The following is a 16102-nucleotide window of genomic DNA, read 5'->3' as shown; positions in this document are numbered from 1 at the left end:
ACATGCATAGTTCGATCAAGCAAATCCTTACGACGCTCACCGTGCTTGGGGTACTGGGTTCACTCAGCGCCTGCGGCAACCTCAGTCGCGGCGTCGCGCCGGATGGCCACACCGCCGATGCGCTGGTGTGGCCGGCACCCGGCGACACCACGCCGATGCACAAGGGCGGGACGTTTCCCAATGTGAGCGACGTGCGGCAAGTCAAAGCCGGACTCAACAAGCAGCAGTTGGCTGCGCTCGTCGGCTTCCCGCACTTCAGTGAAGGTGTGGTGGGTGTGCGCGAGTGGAACTACCTGTTCAACTTCCGCGACGCCAACAACAAGGTCAGCACCTGCCAGTTCAAGGTGCTGTTCGACCAGAACAAGCTCGCGCAGAGTTTCTATTGGCTGCCGGAGTCCTGCGCCAAATATCAGCAAGCGGATGCCGTAGCCAAGAGTGGTCCGTCGAGTGAGCAGTTCGTCTTGTCCACGGATGCTTTGTTCGCTTTCGATCGAGCCACCGTGGCCGACATTACCGATGATGGAAAGACACAGCTGGATCAGCTGACACGCAATCTGCTGACGCATAAGACGCGCGTCGAGAACATCCACATCATGGGCTACACCGACCGGCTCGGCAGCGATAGCCACAATGACAGCTTGTCGGGCCGCCGCGCGTACGCCGTGATGAACTACCTGGTGGAACAGGGCGTGCCATCCGAATTGATCCAGGCCGAGGGTCTGGGCAAGGCCGACCCGGTGCGCAGCTGCGACGACGCGGATCGCGCTGCCCTGATCGATTGCCTCGCTCCTAACCGCCGTGTCGTGGTGCTGGTGAATCTGCTTGAGGCCGCTGGCGAGAACAGCCGCGCCACCAACTGATCCCGACTCTTCCAGCCATGCCCTCTGTTATGGACTCATCGCCGCATCGTGCCTCGCCGATCGACGTATTGCGCCACCTTGCCAGCCAAGGGTCTTTCGAGCATCCCCTGCAGAGCGGCACCTCGGCATCGGACGCCAGGGCCGTCGCGATGCGTCGCGATCTGGTCACCATGGTGTCTGCCATCGATCCGGAAGATCCAGCGGCGCTGGCGCAGATCCGGCAGCCCATGCTGCGCCGGATCGTGCTGGCGGAGTGGGGCGAAGGCGCGCTGAGCGATCCGGTTTCGCTGGTTATGTTGCGCGCGGTGGATCGGCTGGTTGCGATCGACCCGGAGTTGCGCGAGCTGCTGCAGCGAGCGGCCATCGTGTTGAAACGCGAAGCTTGATCCCTGCTTAGGGGGATGACGGTATGCGCAACAGATAATTGCGCAGGCCGGCCAGGGCACGGGTGCTCTGATCGGGCAGTGCGCGCCGAATCAGCGGCGCGGCCAGCCGGGTAAACAGACCCTTGGGCAGGATGCTGATGCTCTGGGTGAGATAGGTGCCGGTGCCATGGGGGCGCATATGGATGGCGACGTTCACCGCCATCTTGCGATTGGCGCATTGGCAGCTCAAGTGCTCGCTGGGGCTGCGTGCGGTGATGGTGCCTTCCATGACATTGTTGCGCAGGCCATCCAGGTAGATGTAACGCAGTGCATCGCCGACTTCGTTCGGGCCCGGCTGATGTTTCTGCACGCGGATACAGCGATCCAGCCATTTGGGCAGGGCCGAGATATCGTCGAGTACGTCGAAGACCTGCTCGGGCGGACGCGGCAGAAACATGCCTTGTTCAAAGGAAATGCTCATCCCCTGTCGTCCACATCGATGGTGTGACCGCAGCTTACCAACTCGATTTTTGAGCCGACCTGATCTTTTTCACGCTGTTCGCGCACCAGCAGGCGCGCCAGCTTGATCGCTGGCCCAAGGCGCAGGCCGGCTGATACCACCTGGTCATCCGACCACAGTATCCATCGTCCGTTATGGTCTTCCCGGATGCTGTAGATGCCGGCGCGTGCGCCGGCATCCGTGTTGCGCGTATGTTCGTTCACGCTCGCTTGAACAGACGGATCACAAACAGCAAGACCACCGCACCGATCGTCGCGGTAATGATCGAGCCCAGCAGGCCGCCGCCCAGGCTGATGCCGAGCATCCCTGCCAGCCAGCCGCCGATAAAGGCGCCCACGATGCCGACCACGATGTCGACCAGCAGGCCGAAGCCGCCTCCCTTGACCAGCAGCCCTGCCAGCCAGCCCGCTACTGCGCCGATAATCAGCCAAACAATAATGCCGTGAGTTGCCATTGTTAGAGACTCCATGAGGGTCCAGGTGAACCGGATCGCAGCGATAAAACCACGATCTCGGGCGCCGATAGTCTAGGGAGGCGAAGGCGTCGGCTCTTTCAGACAATTCCTAGGCAAGTCACGGACAAAAGCGGCCTCCTTCTGCGGGCAGGGACGTTTACGTCACTCGGACTGGCGTGCTGCCAGTCGCCCGAGCTTCCGCAACGCGATATCCAGCCGTCCACTCCACGGCAGTCCGCAACTCAGCCGCAGGCAATCCGCATAATCGCCCCGGCTGGAGAACAATACGCCCGGCGATGTGCCGATACCGTCTTTCAGTGCTTCTTCGAACAGCGCGTAGCCGTTGCCGCCGGCCGGCAATTGCAGCCACAGGGATAAACCGCCTTGCGGCTCGCTGGCTCGTGTCCCTTGGGGCCAGTGACGCGCAATCGCCTCGTGCATGCGCTGTGCGTTGTCCGCCAGGGTGCGGCGCAGGCGTCTCAGGTGACGTTCCAGATCGTGGCGTTGCAGGTAATCGGCCATCGCCAGCTGGGGCAGGCTGGCGCTGCCCACGGTCGAAAAGTATTTGGCGCGTACCAGGGCGTCGGTCCATGCGCTGCCGGCCAGCCAACCGACGCGCAGACCCGGTGCCAGCGTCTTCGAGAACGAGCCGCAGCTGATCACCATGCCATGCCGGTCCCAGCGGCGCAGCGGTGAGGGGCGCTGGCCCGACCAGGCCAGTTCGCCGTAGATGTCATCTTCGATCACGACGGTGCCGTGCTTGGCGCAGCTTTCCAGCAAGGACTGTTTATTGGCGTCGCTGGTAAGGCTGCCGAGCGGGTTGTTGAAGTTGGGTATCAGCACCGCTGCGCGCACGGTGTTCTGTTGCAGCAACTGTTCCAGCCGTGCGACGTCGATGCCTTGCCCGGGAAGGTTGGGCACCTCCAGTACTTTCAGTCGCAGCGCCGCAACGGCCTGCAGAATGCCGTGATAAGTCGGCGTTTCCACCAGCACCACATCACCCGGTGCCGTCAGTGTGCGCAGCGCCAGGCTGATCGCTTCCATCGCGCCAGCGGTGATGATGATCTCGTCGGGCGCTACTGCTGCGCCAACTTGTGCATAGCGCTTGGCGATCTGTTGCCGCAACGCGAGATGGCCCTGTGGCGGTGCGTAGTCGAGTGCCGCCGCGGAGCTATGTCGCAGGCTGCGTGTCAGTGCCGCCGCCAGGGCGGGTTGCGGCAGTAGTGCTGGCGCTGGCGTGGCGCTGTGCAGAGGGAGCAGGTCGCTGCGCGCCAGCATGTCCAGTACATCCTGCAATGCCGGATTGCTGACGCTGCCGGGCACGCGTCGACGTGGAGGCCGTATCGCCGGTGGCAGAGGCGTTGCCGCGCGCACGAAGTAACCCGAGCGTGGGCGAGCCACCACCAGGCCTTCGCGTTCCAGCTGCAAGCAGGCCTGTACGGCAGTGGCGGCGCTGATGCCATGTCCGTGCGCCAGTTGCCGGATCGACGGCATGCGCTCGCCCGCCCGCAATACGCCTTGCGCGATCTGTACGCGCAGGCTTTCCGCGAGGCGTTCGTAAAGCAGCACCGATTTGTTCCATCTGTATTGGTCTATTTGCATCCTATCTGAATCTGTATTGGTGGAGGCAAGCGGCTTACGCTGAACGTCATCCACCTGCGAGGACCACGTCATGCATGCCACCTCCAGCCGCGACGGCGCGCGCGCGGCGCTTGGCCAGCTGCTGCTCGGCGAACTGCTGATCGGCTCGGTCGGTGTTTTCGTGCATGAAAGCGGCCAGGACCCGGTCACGGCGGTGTTCTATCGGTGCCTGTTCGGCGGCCTGTTCCTGCTGAGCTGGGGGCTGGCCCGGGGGCATCTGCGCGGTTTGCTGCAAGAGCGTGAGCTGTTGCGCGGTGCCTTGTTCAGCGGCGTGCTGTTGGTGCTGAACTGGGTGGCGCTGTTCGCCGGCATGGCGCGCTCATCCATCGGCGTGGCGACCCTGGTGTATCACTTCTTTCCGTTTGTGATGCTGATTCTGGCTGCGCTGCTGCAGGGCGAGCGCACACGTCCCGCCGACCTGGCGTGGACGCTGCTCGGTTTCGTTGGTGTGGCCTGCTCTTCCGATCCCGTACGTCTCTGGCAGAGTGCCGACCTCTCGTACCTGATCGGCATCGGACTGACTTTGCTTGCTGCGGTGCTATGCGGCGCTTCGTTGCTGATGTCGCGACAGATCGGTCGCAAGCGTCCGTTCGCGCTGGTGATGATCCAGTGTTGGGTGGGTGTGGCGATGCTGGCCGGCTTCTCCAGCACGTCAGTGTTTCATGCCGGGCCGCATTGGTTCTGGCTGTTCGGATTGGGCGTGATCCACAGCGGCATCGTGTATGTGCTGTTCTATTCGTCGTATCCGCGCCTGCCTGTAGTGACGATCGCGGTGGTGGCCTTTGTCTATCCGCTTGTCACGCTGCTGCTGGATTACCTGATCTACGGACATCACCTCGTCCCGGTGCAGCTCGCGGGACTCGTGCTGATCGTGCTCGGCACGCTGGGCGTCAATTTGAAATGGCGGCTGGGCTGGTCGCGTGCGCCGCAGACAAGTGCCTAGCGGCGTCTCGTACTCACCGGTCTTCTGACAAAACAAAGCCCGCCGTGTGGCGGGCTTTGCGACAGATACGTTTTTCTTCAATGCATATTGTGGTCGCCATGCGGGGCGGCATGGGCCGCTGGCTGAGCTCGCGGTGCGGGCCGCCCGCCACCTTGCGGATGCGGCGGTGCCGGGTGATACGCCGACGGCGGTGCAGATGCGTGCATGGCCGGTCTCGCCGCCCCATGACTGAAGGCGTTGCCACCCTCGTATGGGTTGCGTGGGCTTGCCGTTTCACCGCGGTAAGCGCTCGGCTGCATGTGAGGCGCAGCATGAGAGGCAGGGCCTGTGGCTGGTGAATAAGCCGTGTGCGGAGCTGTCTGCGCCATGTGGCTCACGTTGCTGTTGTTGTGCGGCGCGAAGCTGGCGGAGCGCAACGCGCCGCGGTCATTCATCGGCGACGTTGGCGCATTGGTGTGTGTCGGCCCCGGCATGGCGGCCGGTCGCGCGGATGCGGCCACCGGTGCCGCAGCGGCCACGCCGTGCCCACTGAAAACGCCGGCCCTTGGCGTAGCGGCGATGGCCGGCACGCCATGATTCACCGAGGCATGCATCGCGCGATTCTGGCTGGCCATGGCCATCTGCTGCTGTTGCGCAGCGACTGGTCCCGCATGCTGCTCGCGTTGCGCCTGCAATTGCTGCGGTGTCGGTCGTGCGGCGATACCACCCGGGCCGCCATTGAAGCTGGTGCGGTTGATGGTGGTGTTATTGATTGTCGTGTTGTTGATCACCGTCTTGTTGTAGACGTTGGTGATGTTATTGGTGACGTGGTTGACGCTGCGGTTGTAATAAAACCGGTCGTGATCCCAGTAACCGCCCCCATAACCGATGCCGGTGTAGCCAAAGCCGTAATTGATGCCGCCGTAAAAGCCGACATGCAGGCCCCAGTAACCGGTATGGAAGACGTAAACACCATCACCCCAGCCCCAGTAGCCTGGCGTCCATAGCGCACCGGAGTAGGGCGGAAGCACCCAGGTGCCCGGCACCCAGTAGTAGTCGCCGTCATCGTAGGCCCAGTAGCCGGGCACCCAGATGTAGCCAGGTGCGGGAATCACGGGCTGCACGTAGACGGGCAGAGGCGGCGGCGCCACCGTCACCGATACAAACACACCCGCGGAGGCGGGCTGCGGGAGACTGGCGAGGCCGGCTGTCAGCAGCGTGACGGCCAACAGTCCACGCACCAGTCGCGTAGGTGTCTTTCTGCTTGGGGAGCGAGAGAGCAATGACATGAGGAATCCTCGTTTGTGGCGTCGGATGCCACTAACGAGAACGAGCCATGTCGGGTGTCGATGACCCAGAATGCGTCATCGCGCGGAAGGGGTTCAGTGCGGTTTCATGCTTACGCGAAGCTTGCGTTCGCGAATGTGCAGACTGTTTGCAGCGGGGATGCAGGCGAAACGAGTAGCTGACTAACCACGACCTCCCTGCTTTTCAGAGCAGGGAGGTCGCGTTGGCGAGGCCTTACAGGCCGATCGCGGTTTCCGCCTTGACGTACGGCAGGTTGTGCGCCTGGGCCACCGGCTCGCAGGTCACCTGGCCTTCCGACACGTTCAGGCCGTTGCGCAGATGCACGTCCTGCTGCAGCGCCTTCTTCCAGCCGTGATTGGCCAGCGCGAGGGTGAAGGGCAGGGTCACGCTGTTGAGCGCGAAGGTCGAGGTGCGGGCAACCGCGCCCGGCATGTTGGCGACGCAGTAGTGCACCACGCCGTCCACCACATAGGTCGGATCGGAATGCGTGGTGGCGTGCGAGGTCTCGACGCAACCGCCCTGGTCGATGGCGACGTCGACGATCACCGAGCCCGGCTTCATCGTGCGCACCATGTCGTGCGTCACCAGCTTCGGCGCGGCGGCACCCGGCACCAGCACGGTGCCGATCAGCAGGTCGGCGCGGCGCACCAGTTCTTCGATGGCCGAGCGGGTGGAGAATACGGTCGAGATCGAGGTGCCGAACTGTGTGGCGAGACGCTTCAGTGCATCGGCCGAGCGGTCGACCACGGTGACCTTGGCGCCCATGCCCACGGCGATCGTCGCCGCATGCGTACCGGACACGCCGCCGCCGAGGATGACCACTTCAGCCGCAGGCACGCCCGGCACGCCGCCGAGCAGCACACCGCGACCACCCTGGGCCTTCTCCAGCGAATGCGCGCCGACCTGCGGAGCGAGGCGGCCGGCGACTTCGGACATCGGCGTCAGCAGCGGCAGCGAGCCATTGGCGGCCGTCACGGTTTCGTACGCAATGCAGACGGCGCCGGAGGCGATGAGATCCTTCGTCTGCTCCGCATCGGGCGCGAGGTGCAGATAGGTGAAGAGGATCTGGCCCTTGCGGAGCTTCTTGCGCTCCACGGCCAGCGGCTCCTTCACCTTCACGATCATGTCGGCGTCGGCAAAGATCTGGTCAGCGCTCTCCACGATGGTGGCGCCAGCGGCGGTGTAATCGGCATCGGTGATGCCCGCGCCCAGGCCTGCGCCGGCCTGCACCATCACCTGGTGACCGTGGTGCACCAGTTCCTGGACAGACGACGGAATGAGGCCCACGCGGTATTCGTGGTTCTTGATTTCTTTCGGCACACCGATGCGCATGACTGGAGATCTCTCGCTAGTGGGAGGGTTGCTGGACCGGCGGCCCGGGGCGCCGGCGACGCAGCAGTATGAACGGTGTGTTGAGCAATTTCTCGCTCATTTGGCGCCACGGATGGCCTATGTGTAGAATTTTCACTCAGACAAATACGTATTTATTGGAATTTTATGCAACGCGCCGATTGGGCCCTCGACGAGCGGGATCGCGCCATCCTCCAGTTGCTTCAGCAGGACGGCCGCCTGACCAATATGGAGCTGGCGCTGCAAATCAACCTCTCGCCCTCGGCCTGCCTGCGCCGGGTGAAGTTGCTGGAGGAGCGCGGCCTGATTTCGCGCTACGTGATGCTGCTCGATGAGAAGGTGGCCGGCCTGCCGGGCACGGCTTTCGTATTGGTGACGCTCGACCAGCAGGGCCGTGCCGCGCTCGATGCTTTCGAGGCAGCGATCCAGCGTCATCCGGAAGTCACGGAGTGCTGCCTGCTTGCCGGCGCGGCGGACTACATGGTGCGCGTGGCCTATGCCGACTCCGCCGATTTCGAGCGCATCCACACCGACATCCTCACCCAGTTGCCCGGCGTGGTGCGCGTGCAGTCGACGCTGGCCTTGCGTACGGTGAAGAAGACCACGGCGTTGCCGGTGTGATTGCCAGGACCGCGGTGTATCGCGGTCCTGGCGGGATGGATCAGGGCGATACGCGGAAGCTCACCGGTCCGTTCAATACGCTGTAACCATCGTTATAGAGATACCAGGCGGTGTAGTTGCCCGGCGCTAGTGCGGACGTGTCGAACGCGACGTTGCCGTTCGTGGTGGGCACGTATTGCCAGGTGATCGACGACTGCGAGCCCGGCGTATTTCCGGCGCTATAGATGCCCACCCAATTGGTGGCGCTCAGCTTTGCACCGGTAGTCGCATAGTCGAACACGATAGTGGCGCCTTGCGGCACCGTGGCCGTAACGGTGGACAGCGTCGGTGCCGACGGCGGCGGCGTGACGGGGGCGAACGCATCGTTGATCGGTGCGGCGTAGGTATCGTTGGCGGTCAGCGAAGCAAGTCCGAGCGCCTGCTCGATCGTGCGCCCCACATTGAAATGGTTATAGCTGGCAGCGCTGCCATAACCAGGCCGCACGGAGCCCTGCGAATCCACCAGGATCGTCGCGATGTGATTGCCGGAGCTGTTGGACTTATCGGCGGACTCGTCCCAGGTCAGGATCAGCAGCGAGCGCTGGCCGGTCCATGCGGGCGAGTTGAAGATCGGCTGCAGGGTCTGCTTCAGCCAGCCGTCCTGCACCTTCAGGCTTGCCGATGAGCCGTTGCCCGAAGCTTCGCCGTCGTAATAGTCGTCGGCGGCCAACCAGGCGAAATTCGGCGTGCTTGCTGCGGTCTGCAGATCGCTGTTGAGCTGGCTCAGATCGACCAGATGCGCCTGGCAGCGGGTGAGGTTGCTGCTGATATTGGTGAAGTTGATAAAGGGTGCGTCATCGGGCGCGTAGTAAGAGTCATAGTTCTTGTTGGTATTGCACGGCGTGCCCATGCCTTGCTCGTAGGCCTTCCAGGTTTTGCCGATGGCTTCGAGGCGATCGCCGAGATGCGGGGAGGCCACATGGATATTCGGGTAGTAAATGGCACCCTGGACGAAATTGTCGCCGCCGGCGATCGCCAGGTAATTTTCATCGCTGGGGTGATAAGTGCCGCTCGAGTTCATCAGCAGCGTACCGCGGTTGGCCAGACTGTTGATGAAGGGTGCGTCGGCGGTGTCGCCGATAACCTGGCTGTAAGTAGTGTTCTCCATCATCACGACGAAGACATGGTCGTAGGCCGGCACAGTCGATGGCGGCGTCGCCAGCGTGGGCGCCGGCACCGGGGTGGAAAGTGTCAGCGACACATTGTCGGCGTAGCCGATGTTGTAAGAGGCGCCGGTATCCACAAAGCGCAACAGCACGGAAATCGCGCGTGTGCCGACGGGCACCGGGTTGGTGATGGCGCGGGCAAGGAAGGCATTGCTATTGCCGCGGTCCGCGGCGGTCACCGTGGGAACCGTTGCCGAAGAACCGAGCGGATGGCCATATGCGTCGAGAAACGTCACACTCAGTTCGGTATGCGCACTGTAGATGCCATAGCCGCCCAGCCAGCCGGAAAGCGTGTAAGTCGTGGAGCCGGTGTCGATGGCGGCGCTGGCGGCTGACACATCCACCCGCTGCTGCAGCGCGGAGTCGCCATACGGGCCGTCGGCGATGAAGGCCTTGCCCTGCGCCGATGCATTCGGTGTGGAAAAGCTGGCGATGGAATAACACACCACGCTTGGATTGCCGCGAAGAACGGTCCAGCCCGGTACGGTGGTCACTGCGTTCCAGTCCGTCATGCAGGCAGCGGCTTCGCCATCGCCGCCAACGATCAGATTCGCGCTGCCGCCATTGGCCGCAAGCACAGCGTCAAAGGGTCCCATCGCAACGATCAGCAAGGCGGCGAGCGCCGCTCTAGACATCACCTTCATAGATGCATGACCTGTCAGCACCCGTCATTGGGCGGCCCATCCTCAGCGCCGCAGATGACAACTGTGGCTGTGCGAGTGGCGCAAAATCATGCGTTTGTGATGTGGGTTTCGATAAGGCGACGCGAGGTCGAAAAAGGGTGTGGCTTTCCGGCAGCTACTTTCTGACGTGGTTGGAGTTCGCGCTACAACAGCACTTGCCGCGTGTGCTTGAGGAAGGCGTGGATCTCGTCCTCGGTCCTGGTGTCGATCATGTACACCGGCCGCTTTCCATTTGGGCAAAGCAGGCGCGGTGTTGTTCCGAACAGGCGGCAGATGAGCGGGCGTTCGTTGTAAACCTCGCAACCGTGCTTGCCCAGATAGGGGCAAGTCAGTTCGGCCAAGGCTGCGGCATGTTCCTCTTCGGTTTTGATCGGTAGCCGCGCGACTTCTTCCGCGGAGGCCGTTACCGGCCCGCAACAATCGTGGCAACCGACGACGCAGGTGAACGACGGAATGCGTCGACGCAGTGCTTCAATTTTTCGATCGTTGGGAGTCATGACGCTCGGTTCCTTCACTTACTCTCGGGGGCAGAGTTGCTCTGACAGAGCCAGAGCCGCCTCATAGTGGTCGACGAAATACAACTCGCCCTCGTGCGGATGCAGCGCCATCTGCCGGATCACCCGCTGCGGTTGTGGCTGTAAGCCAGATATCACCAATACGATGCTGCGCCGCCGGCAGCGCTCCAGCAAGGTCTTGAGCGCATGCACGCCGCTGGCGTCAATGATCGGCACCAATCGCATGCGAAGAATGAAGACGCGGGGTGGCTTCTGAAACTGATCGAGCAAATCATCCAGCCGGTTCGCCGCGCCGAAGAACAACGGGCCGCTGATCTGGAATACCTCAACGCCTGGCGGCAGCCGGGCACGCTGCGAAGCGTCGTCACCGGCCGCGCGGTCATCGCCGTTTTCGTCCAGTAGCTTGATGCCCGCGCTGACCTCGACTGCATCCGCCATGCGGAACATGAAGACGAAGGCCGAAACCACGAGGCCGACCTCGATCGCAACGGTGAGGTCGAAGAACACGGTCAGGCCAAACGTCAGTAGCAGCACCAAGCCGTCGCCTTTCGGGGCCGACAGGGTGTGGCGGAAATGCTCGATCTCGCTCATGTTCCAGGCCACCACCAGCAGCACGGCCGCCAGAGCGGCGAGTGGCACGAACTTCATCAGTGGCGCCAAGGCCAGCATGAACACCAGCAGCAGGGCGGCGTGGATCATGCCGGCCACCGGGGTTCGCCCGCCGGCGCGTACATTGGTGGCCGTGCGTGCAATGGCGCCAGTGGCGGGCAGGCCGCCAAATAAGGCTGAGCCGACATTGGCAACGCCTTGTGCCACCAACTCACCGTTGGACCGATGCCGGCCACCGATCATGCCATCCGCCACCACGGCCGACAGCAACGATTCCACGCCCGCGAGAAAGGCGATGGTGAAGGAGCTGGGCAGCAGCTCGCGTGTGCGCTCGAACGGAATGTGTGGAACATCGAAGATCGGCAGGTTCGAAGGCAGACCTCCGAATCGGCTGCCAATCGTCTCCGCCGGCAAGGCAAGGCCCACACCCAGTGCGGTGCAGACGATCAACGCGATCAGAAAACCGGGCCATCCCGGCCGCCACCGGCGTATCGCCATGATCACGGCAAGACTCACCAGCGTGAGCGCGACCGCTGCCGGCTGGGTCGTCGACAGGTGCTGCGCGTAAGCCATCCAGCGCTCGAGAAAGTCGGCTGGCACGGTGCCCATGCTCAGTCCGAGCGCATCTTTGATCTGGCTGGAAAAGATGCTGACGGCAATGCCCGCGGTGAACCCCGTGATCACCGGCTGCGGCATGTATTTCATCAAGGTGCCCAGCCGTAAAAGGCCGGCGCCGATCAACATCAGGCCGGCCAGCAGCGTGCACAGGATCAGTCCGCCGAAACCGAATTTCTGGATGACGACGAACACCACCGGAATGAATGCCGCCGTCGGCCCACCAATCTGCACGCGGGAGCCGCCCAGCGCGGAGATCAAGAAGCCCGCGACGATGGCCGTGTAAAGCCCTTTCTCGGGCGTGGTGCCGCTGGCGATCGCCAGCGCCATGGCCAGTGGCAAGGCCACGATGGCAACCGTCAGTCCCGCGATCGCATCGCTGCGCAAATCGCGCCAGCCATAGCCTTCCGAAAGCACGGTGACCAACTTGGGCACATAGAGCCGCAGGTATTTGCGCGCACTGACCGCGTCCATCGTTCCCCCTGCGAAGCGACCTGGATGATAATGTTATTATCATTGAATACACACATCATGTAACACCGGATATCACCCCATGCCCATCGAGAGCCGTACGGCCCGTCTGACCATCCTGATCGACCCGCGCAAGAAGGCGGTGTTTGAGCGCTTGTGCGCCGACGAAGACGCCACGCCCTCGCAGGTGGTGCGTCGACTCATCCGCGAATACATCGAGCGCACGTCGGGTAAGCCGTGGCATGCGGAGGATGAGGTGTCGGACGAGGTGGTTTCTTCGGAACAGGGGAGTCGTCGTGTCGGCGGCCGGTAAGCGCAGCGCCGCGACATCGCCATCCGCCGCGACGGCTGTGAAAAATGCCTCGCAAGCGATGACCGGACTGCGTCCGGAACAGGTGGCCTTTCTTGGCGAATACACCGCCAGCGCCAAGGACAAGCAGGTGTTTGTGCAAATCCTGTGCTGGCCCACCGTTCCGGCGGCCTGGGGCATGTTGACCCAGACAGCCTTGGCGTTGAACGAGCAGCGTCGCGGCGACTCGATGTCGCTGAGCGTCGCCAAGGGCACCGCATCCTGGATTCCTGCGGTAGCGCCGCAGCTGGGGCTTCCGCTTGAGCGGGATCCCGGTGCCGCGGAAAGCACGCTGGCTACCTTGATCCGCCGTCTTCCCATTCGATTCGCGGTGGCCGTGGTCGAGCAAGAGACGGAGCAGAATCATGGCTCGGACGCCTTGCGCCGCCGCTCCCTGTTTTCCGGCTGCCTGACCGCCTACAACGCTTACCTCAAGAGTACGAGCCAGGCGGCCTGCCGCATCGTGGTCGCACCGAACCAAGAGCCGGCCGAAAGCGATGGGCAGCGGCTGATTTTTGGCGAGGTGTTAGCGCATCTCGACACCACATCTCGACTCGGTGCCCTCGAACTGGCGTTCTGGCCGGAGGCGACCGTGCCGGTACCGCTGGAAATGGCTCAACTGGCCGCGGCGGCGGTAGCCCGACATGTCCAGGATCCCGCTCAGGCGAGCCCGCTCTTTGAGACGGTGTACGCGCATCTGGCACCGCCTTCGCGTTTTCACGCACTGGGCCGGCAAACGCGACGGCGCAAGTGAGCGGCTGACGGCTTTACCCGTATCGGGGTCGCTCAATCCAGCGGACGCACCCAGATATTGCGGAAGCTGATGGGCTGCGAAGGATCGCCGTGTGCCTGCAGTTTGATCGGCGCATCGGCGTACGGCTTGTATTTCGGCTTGCCGATGTAGACCGTCTCGCCGGCGAGCTGGGTGTGGTTCTGCACCAGCACGCCATTGTGGAAGACCGTGACATAACCGGGCGACTTCAGCGTCCCGTCGGTGGCGAACACCGGTGCTGTCCAGACCACGTCATAGGCCTGCCACTCGCCCGGCGGGCGCATCGCATTGGCCAGGGGCGGCGTCTGTTTGTAGACGCTGGCAGCCTGCCCATTGACGTAGGTCTTGTTCTTCCACGAATCCAGGATCTGGATTTCGTAGCCCTCGTCGGCCGGCCCGGTCGATGCAACGAACAGGCCGCTGTTGCCGCGCGCCTGGCCTTCGCCCGCGATGTCTTTGGGAACCTGCCATTCCAGATGCAATTGGTAGTTCTTGAACCGCTGCTTGGTCTGGATGTTGCCCGTCGTCTTGTTGACCGTCATCACGCCGTCGTGGACTTTCCAGCGTGCGGGCGAATGGTCCTTGGAGGTTTCCCATTGCGCGAGATCGCGACCGTCGAACAGCACGACGGCATCGGAGGGCGGTGCGCTGTCCTGTTTGCCTGGCGTCACAGCTTTGGGCACGGGCTCCCATTGCTCGGTGGCTTTGGGGTCGGTGGGTTCGGCGGAGGCGGAAGGCGGGGCGGTTTGCGCCCACACGGGTAATGCGAACACGAAGGGAACAAGGGCCATCGCGATTCGTCGTTTCATAAACAACATCCCCAATGAGCTGATTGGCGCATACCCATGAGCCATAAATGGCTGGTCACACCGTGCAAATCTTGAACGCCTCGGCGAAGGAGGCGAACGGATCGGGCTGCGCCGGCATGAATTCGTGTGCGATGAAGCCCTGGTAATTCAGATCCGCGATCGCCTTGGCGACCGCGTGGTAGTTGAGTTCCTGGGTACCGTCGATCTCGTGTCGCCCCGGCACACCACCGGTATGGAAGTGCCCGATCCACTGGATGTTGTCGCGGATGGTGCGGATCACGTCGCCTTCCATGATCTGCATGTGATAGATGTCGTAGAGCAGTTTGACGTTCGGCGAACCGATGCCCTTCATCACGTCAACACCGAACGCGGTGTGGTCGCCCTGGTAGCCGTGGTGGTCGACCTTGCTGTTGAGCAATTCCACGCAAAGGGTGATGCCGTTCTCGGCGGCGTAGGGTGCGATCTTGGAAAGCCCCGCCACGCAGTGGTCGAGGGCCGCGCGGGCGTCGATGCCCGCCTTGCGGTTGCCGAACATGGTGATCAGGTTGGTCACGCCGGCGCGCTTGGCGAGCGGGATCGACGCCTCCAGTTCCTTCAACAAGGTGGCGTGGTTGGCCGGATCGTTGAAGCCCATCGCGATGAAGTTGTCGCGACGATCGGGAGAGACCAGCTTGGGATAGCCCATGGAAACCGACAGGCCGCTGTCGTTCACCACCGACCATTCGTCCGGATACAGCAAGTCGACACCGGCGAAGCCGATCGCCTGGAGGCGCTTGCACAATTCGGGAAGCGGCGCCTTGGAGGTCCAGCGGCTGAGGGATTGCTTGAGGCGGCCAGGCGTCGCCTTCGCCGATGCAAGCTTGCCGGAAGTGGTTTCGGCGGACGCCAGCAGCGACGTGGCGCCGAACGCCGCGGCGGCAGCGATCTGGCCAAGCGCGGCGCGGCGGGTGATGCCTCGGGAATCGGTGGACATGGTTATTCGAGCCCCAGCACTTGGCGATTGAACGTGCGGTCGGAGCCGGTCGCGGCAAAATCGTCGAACGCGCGCTCGGTGACCTTGATGATGTGGTCGCGGATAAAGGCCGCACCTTCTTTCGCGCCCTGCTGGGCGTCCTTGATGCAGCACTCCCATTCGAGCACGGCCCAGCCCGGATAGTCGTACTGCGCCATCTTGCTGAAGATCGCGCCGAAATCGATCTGCCCGTCGCCCAGCGAACGGAAACGGCCGGGACGATCGATCCAATTCTGGTAGCCGCCGTAGACGCCAGCGCGGCCGTTGGGACGGAACTCCGCGTCCTTCACGTGGAAGGCGCGGATGCGCTGATGATAGAAGTCGATGAACTCCAGATAGTCGAGTTGCTGCAGCACCATGTGGCTGGGGTCGTACAAGATATTCGCGCGTGGATGCTGCCCGACGGCGTCTAGGAAGCGCTCGAAGGTCGCGCCATCATGCAGGTCCTCGCCGGGATGCAGCTCGTAGCAGACGTCGACCCCCGCTTCGTCAAACGCATCAAGGATCGGACGCCAGCGTCTGCCGAGTTCGGCGAACGCTTCCTCGACCAGTCCCGCGGGGCGCTGCGGCCAGGGATAGAACAGATGCCAGGCGAGCGCGCCGGAGAAGGTGGCATGCGCGGTCAGGCCGAGGTGCTTGCTCGCGGTCGCCGCAAGCTTGAGTTGCTGCACCGCCCAGGCCTGGCGTTCCACGGGGCGGCCGCGCAGTTCGGCGGGCGCGAAGCCGTCGAACAGACGGTCATAGGTGGGATGCGAGGCGACCAATTGTCCTTGCAGATGCGTGGACAGCTCGGTAACTACGAGCCCGTGTTCGGCCAGCGTGCCGGCGATGTCGTCGCAATACGTCTTGCTGGCCGCTGCCTGTTCGAGGTCGAACAGGCGCTTGTCGTTGGAAGGGATCTGCACACCCACGAAACCCAGCGACGATGCCCAGCGGGCGATGTCGGGCAGCGTGTTGAACGGCGCGGCGTCGCCCGCGTACTGGGCGAGGAAAATACCTGGCCCCTTGAGTGTTTTCATGC

18 protein-coding genes are annotated in these 16102 nt (G+C 63.1%); 6 read left to right on the top strand and 12 right to left on the bottom strand.

The features are described 5' to 3' along the window. Positions 1 to 2 precede the first annotated feature (2 nt). The gene (locus tag ISS97_RS19825; RefSeq protein ID WP_379984447.1) at positions 3 to 860 is read left to right on the top strand and encodes an OmpA family protein; all 858 of its coding nucleotides are present in this window, start codon (positions 3 to 5) and stop codon (positions 858 to 860) included. Positions 861 to 877: 17 nt separating this feature from the next. Then, positions 878 to 1246, top strand: coding sequence for a hypothetical protein (locus tag ISS97_RS19820; protein ID WP_379984448.1), 369 nt, complete (start codon positions 878 to 880; stop codon positions 1244 to 1246). A 7-nt stretch (positions 1247 to 1253) separates the two neighbouring features. On the opposite strand, the gene ISS97_RS19815 is transcribed toward ISS97_RS19820, so the two are convergent. From ISS97_RS19815 to ISS97_RS19800, 4 genes are all read right to left on the bottom strand, one after another. After that, the gene (locus tag ISS97_RS19815) at positions 1254 to 1706 is read right to left on the bottom strand and encodes an SRPBCC family protein (protein WP_379984449.1); all 453 of its coding nucleotides are present in this window, start codon (positions 1704 to 1706) and stop codon (positions 1254 to 1256) included. Continuing rightward, on the bottom strand, positions 1703 to 1948 hold the full coding sequence (locus ISS97_RS19810) for a hypothetical protein (RefSeq protein ID WP_379984450.1): 246 nt from the start codon (positions 1946 to 1948) through the stop codon (positions 1703 to 1705). Before ISS97_RS19810 ends, ISS97_RS19815 begins: the two co-directional genes overlap by 4 nt. Beyond that, entirely contained in the window at positions 1945 to 2199 is a 255-nt protein-coding gene (locus ISS97_RS19805; protein ID WP_379984451.1) for a GlsB/YeaQ/YmgE family stress response membrane protein, read from the bottom strand. The genes ISS97_RS19810 and ISS97_RS19805 overlap by 4 nt, the downstream gene beginning before the upstream one ends. A 162-nt stretch (positions 2200 to 2361) precedes the next feature. Next, positions 2362 to 3768 (bottom strand): aminotransferase-like domain-containing protein, encoded by a 1407-nt coding sequence (locus tag ISS97_RS19800; RefSeq protein ID WP_379984453.1) that lies wholly within the window; start codon positions 3766 to 3768, stop codon positions 2362 to 2364. A gap of 103 nt (positions 3769 to 3871) precedes the next feature. Here ISS97_RS19800 and ISS97_RS19795 point away from each other — a divergent pair, with 103 nt between their 5' ends. Then, complete coding sequence (locus ISS97_RS19795; protein ID WP_379984455.1) at positions 3872 to 4783, top strand: DMT family transporter; 912 nt, start codon at positions 3872 to 3874, stop codon at positions 4781 to 4783. A gap of 77 nt (positions 4784 to 4860) precedes the next feature. Here the strand turns inward: ISS97_RS19795 and ISS97_RS19790 are convergent, their stop codons facing one another. Both ISS97_RS19790 and ald read right to left on the bottom strand, forming a co-directional pair. After that, on the bottom strand, positions 4861 to 6051 hold the full coding sequence (locus ISS97_RS19790; RefSeq protein WP_379984456.1) for a YXWGXW repeat-containing protein: 1191 nt from the start codon (positions 6049 to 6051) through the stop codon (positions 4861 to 4863). A gap of 232 nt (positions 6052 to 6283) precedes the next feature. Beyond that, positions 6284 to 7402: an alanine dehydrogenase gene (gene ald, locus ISS97_RS19785; protein WP_379984457.1), complete on the bottom strand. Its 1119-nt coding sequence runs from the start codon at positions 7400 to 7402 to the stop codon at positions 6284 to 6286. 165 nt (positions 7403 to 7567) lie between these two features. On the opposite strand from ald, the gene ISS97_RS19780 reads away from it, so the two are divergent. After that, a complete protein-coding gene (locus tag ISS97_RS19780) occupies positions 7568 to 8041 on the top strand; it encodes an Lrp/AsnC family transcriptional regulator (RefSeq protein ID WP_379984458.1) in 474 nt (157 codons plus the stop codon). Between the two features lie 40 nt (positions 8042 to 8081). Here the strand turns inward: ISS97_RS19780 and ISS97_RS19775 are convergent, their stop codons facing one another. From ISS97_RS19775 to ISS97_RS19765, 3 genes are all read right to left on the bottom strand, one after another. Beyond that, positions 8082 to 9890, bottom strand: a complete 1809-nt coding sequence (locus ISS97_RS19775) for an alkaline phosphatase family protein (protein WP_379984459.1) — start codon at positions 9888 to 9890, stop codon at positions 8082 to 8084. Between the two features lie 182 nt (positions 9891 to 10072). Next, positions 10073 to 10426 carry a YkgJ family cysteine cluster protein gene (locus tag ISS97_RS19770; protein ID WP_379984460.1) on the bottom strand — a complete coding sequence of 118 codons (354 nt, stop codon included), beginning with the start codon at positions 10424 to 10426 and terminating at the stop codon, positions 10073 to 10075. 18 nt (positions 10427 to 10444) lie between these two features. Further along, a complete protein-coding gene (locus ISS97_RS19765; protein ID WP_379984461.1) occupies positions 10445 to 12142 on the bottom strand; it encodes a SulP family inorganic anion transporter in 1698 nt (565 codons plus the stop codon). A gap of 79 nt (positions 12143 to 12221) precedes the next feature. Between ISS97_RS19765 and ISS97_RS19760 the strand changes: the two genes are divergently transcribed. Next, positions 12222 to 12452, top strand: coding sequence for a CopG family transcriptional regulator (locus ISS97_RS19760; RefSeq protein ID WP_379984462.1), 231 nt, complete (start codon positions 12222 to 12224; stop codon positions 12450 to 12452). After that, positions 12436 to 13242 (top strand): hypothetical protein, encoded by an 807-nt coding sequence (locus ISS97_RS19755; protein ID WP_404580156.1) that lies wholly within the window; start codon positions 12436 to 12438, stop codon positions 13240 to 13242. The genes ISS97_RS19760 and ISS97_RS19755 overlap by 17 nt, the downstream gene beginning before the upstream one ends. A 32-nt stretch (positions 13243 to 13274) precedes the next feature. Here ISS97_RS19755 and ISS97_RS19750 read toward each other — a convergent pair whose 3' ends face one another. From ISS97_RS19750 to ISS97_RS19740, 3 genes are read right to left on the bottom strand one after another with little or no spacing between them, the layout of a single operon-like run. After that, entirely contained in the window at positions 13275 to 14069 is a 795-nt protein-coding gene (locus ISS97_RS19750; protein WP_379984464.1) for a 3-keto-disaccharide hydrolase, read from the bottom strand. Between the two features lie 55 nt (positions 14070 to 14124). Continuing rightward, entirely contained in the window at positions 14125 to 15042 is a 918-nt protein-coding gene (locus tag ISS97_RS19745; RefSeq protein ID WP_379984465.1) for a hydroxypyruvate isomerase family protein, read from the bottom strand. 2 nt (positions 15043 to 15044) lie between these two features. Next, positions 15045 to 16100: a sugar phosphate isomerase/epimerase family protein gene (locus ISS97_RS19740; RefSeq protein WP_379984466.1), complete on the bottom strand. Its 1056-nt coding sequence runs from the start codon at positions 16098 to 16100 to the stop codon at positions 15045 to 15047. Positions 16101 to 16102: the final 2 nt, after the last annotated feature.

The sequence above is a fragment of the Dyella koreensis genome, assembly GCF_044904565.1.
In the GTDB taxonomy this organism is placed as follows: Bacteria; Pseudomonadota; Gammaproteobacteria; order Xanthomonadales; family Rhodanobacteraceae; genus Dyella_D; species Dyella_D koreensis.
Note: the sequence above shows the minus strand (reverse complement) of the source record. Positions and strands in the feature narration are given on the sequence as shown.

What these genes read in the sequence shown, in the direction of transcription:
- ald (WP_379984457.1), bottom strand. Translation starts at nt 7,402, where the DNA reads ATGCGCATCGGTGTGCCGAAAGAAATCAAGAACCACGAATACCGCGTG.
- ISS97_RS19740 (WP_379984466.1), bottom strand. Translation starts at nt 16,100, where the DNA reads ATGAAAACACTCAAGGGGCCAGGTATTTTCCTCGCCCAGTACGCGGGC.
- ISS97_RS19780 (WP_379984458.1), top strand. Translation starts at nt 7,568, where the DNA reads ATGCAACGCGCCGATTGGGCCCTCGACGAGCGGGATCGCGCCATCCTC.
- ISS97_RS19790 (WP_379984456.1), bottom strand. Translation starts at nt 6,051, where the DNA reads ATGTCATTGCTCTCTCGCTCCCCAAGCAGAAAGACACCTACGCGACTG.
- ISS97_RS19795 (WP_379984455.1), top strand. Translation starts at nt 3,872, where the DNA reads ATGCATGCCACCTCCAGCCGCGACGGCGCGCGCGCGGCGCTTGGCCAG.
- ISS97_RS19825 (WP_379984447.1), top strand. Translation starts at nt 3, where the DNA reads ATGCATAGTTCGATCAAGCAAATCCTTACGACGCTCACCGTGCTTGGG.
- ISS97_RS19775 (WP_379984459.1), bottom strand. Translation starts at nt 9,890, where the DNA reads ATGAAGGTGATGTCTAGAGCGGCGCTCGCCGCCTTGCTGATCGTTGCG.
- ISS97_RS19745 (WP_379984465.1), bottom strand. Translation starts at nt 15,042, where the DNA reads ATGTCCACCGATTCCCGAGGCATCACCCGCCGCGCCGCGCTTGGCCAG.
- ISS97_RS19760 (WP_379984462.1), top strand. Translation starts at nt 12,222, where the DNA reads ATGCCCATCGAGAGCCGTACGGCCCGTCTGACCATCCTGATCGACCCG.
- ISS97_RS19815 (WP_379984449.1), bottom strand. Translation starts at nt 1,706, where the DNA reads ATGAGCATTTCCTTTGAACAAGGCATGTTTCTGCCGCGTCCGCCCGAG.
- ISS97_RS19765 (WP_379984461.1), bottom strand. Translation starts at nt 12,142, where the DNA reads ATGGACGCGGTCAGTGCGCGCAAATACCTGCGGCTCTATGTGCCCAAG.
- ISS97_RS19750 (WP_379984464.1), bottom strand. Translation starts at nt 14,069, where the DNA reads ATGAAACGACGAATCGCGATGGCCCTTGTTCCCTTCGTGTTCGCATTA.
- ISS97_RS19820 (WP_379984448.1), top strand. Translation starts at nt 878, where the DNA reads ATGCCCTCTGTTATGGACTCATCGCCGCATCGTGCCTCGCCGATCGAC.
- ISS97_RS19805 (WP_379984451.1), bottom strand. Translation starts at nt 2,199, where the DNA reads ATGGCAACTCACGGCATTATTGTTTGGCTGATTATCGGCGCAGTAGCG.
- ISS97_RS19770 (WP_379984460.1), bottom strand. Translation starts at nt 10,426, where the DNA reads ATGACTCCCAACGATCGAAAAATTGAAGCACTGCGTCGACGCATTCCG.